The following is a 1,185-nucleotide window of genomic DNA, read 5'->3' as shown; positions in this document are numbered from 1 at the left end:
CCAAAAAAAAGCCCGCTCATGGCGGGCTATATGCTTGAATCAACTGCTGTTTATGGAGGCGCGACTCGGAATCGAACCGGGGTACACGGCTTTGCAGGCCGCGATAATTTGCGCTATTACTGACTTTACTAGATATTGCCACACCAAAATGCCACTCTTACTACCTCACCGAACCGGCCGGGTATCGAGACCATCAATGATCGAACGCAGGTCGATCCGCCACCACCCCTTCCAGTCCCCCTGCTCGATCTGCTCTGCCATCGGCATCGCCCGGCCCGCCGCACGATCGACATAGGCCACGCGATACCCTTGCTCGACGAGTAGCCGCACGATCAGCCGCATATGCCGGCGGCCGAGCTGGCCAGCGAAAGCATGGAGCTTGACGATGCCGTCTGCTAGGTGCGTGACCTCGCCGACGGCGATGTATGCAGGGTGGTCGCCGACCGGAAGCATGGGCAGCGCTCGGATGGTCCCGCCGCGGGGCTCGAACGTGATGGCCACGCACCCATCATCGAGCACGCGGCACTGTTGATGCCGTACAGACGTCTGCATGCGGCTACACCTCGATCGTCTCGACCGGCAGCGCCGGCGCCGGCCCTTCGATCACGCCGTCGCGCACGAACACCGTATCCCCTACTTCCGCTGCACCCAGGGCGCGCAGTGTCGCACCGCCGGGCAATGCCACGACCACCGCACCGCTGCCGGCATCGACGGACTGCACGGCACCGTAGAGCCGGGGCACAGTGGGGGTGAGCGCGCGCAGGCGCTTGTACAGGTTAGCGCTCATGGGTTTCCACCGTGATGGTTTGCATGACTTTCGGGAACGCCGCCTGCACGTCGACGGCGCGCGTGATGCCGCGGTGGGCCTGGCCGGATTCGGTGTAGTCGATGATGCGGCCGGGGGCGATGATGCCGGTCTCGGGCAGCACGGGCAGCGACAGCCGGATATGTGCCTGGCGGCCGGTGTCGCTCAAGATGGCGCGGCCGCGCTGGCGGGCGGCGTCCGGATGGGTGATGAGCGGGTCGGTGACCATGGGGGCGAGATCGCCGCCGGCGGTGCCGGTGCGCGTGACGTGGCCGAGGATGCTGCCGGCCAGATACACGGCGTCGTGGCGCGGCTTGTCCGCCCAGTCGATGCCTTCGACGGTGATGACGTTTTCCGGGATGGCGATGTCGGGCGTCAGG

General features: G+C 65.7%; 3 protein-coding genes and 1 tRNA gene. All 4 read right to left on the bottom strand.

Annotated features, from left to right (window positions below; translation table 11 throughout):
* Positions 1 to 53 precede the first annotated feature (53 nt).
* Positions 54 to 170, bottom strand: a tRNA-Cys gene (locus TBU01S_RS24245).
* Positions 166 to 552 carry a hypothetical protein gene (locus tag TBU01S_RS22680; protein ID WP_068639737.1) on the bottom strand — a complete coding sequence of 129 codons (387 nt, stop codon included), beginning with the start codon at positions 550 to 552 and terminating at the stop codon, positions 166 to 168. The genes TBU01S_RS24245 and TBU01S_RS22680 overlap by 5 nt, the downstream gene beginning before the upstream one ends.
* Before the next feature lie 4 nt (positions 553 to 556).
* Positions 557 to 787 carry a hypothetical protein gene (locus TBU01S_RS22675; RefSeq protein ID WP_068639736.1) on the bottom strand — a complete coding sequence of 77 codons (231 nt, stop codon included), beginning with the start codon at positions 785 to 787 and terminating at the stop codon, positions 557 to 559.
* A partial coding sequence (locus tag TBU01S_RS22670; protein ID WP_217999693.1) for a hypothetical protein occupies positions 777 to 1,185 on the bottom strand: 409 nt, incomplete at its 5' end. The genes TBU01S_RS22670 and TBU01S_RS22675, both read right to left, overlap by 11 nt.

The sequence above is a fragment of the Thauera butanivorans NBRC 103042 genome, assembly GCF_001591165.1.
In the GTDB taxonomy this organism is placed as follows: Bacteria; Pseudomonadota; Gammaproteobacteria; order Burkholderiales; family Rhodocyclaceae; genus Thauera; species Thauera butanivorans.
Note: the sequence above shows the minus strand (reverse complement) of the source record. Positions and strands in the feature narration are given on the sequence as shown.

Bases quoted from the DNA above. Each gene is read 5' to 3' on its own strand.
- TBU01S_RS22680 (WP_068639737.1), bottom strand. From the start codon at position 552: ATGCAGACGTCTGTACGGCATCAACAGTGCCGCGTGCTCGATGATGGG.
- TBU01S_RS22675 (WP_068639736.1), bottom strand. From the start codon at position 787: ATGAGCGCTAACCTGTACAAGCGCCTGCGCGCGCTCACCCCCACTGTG.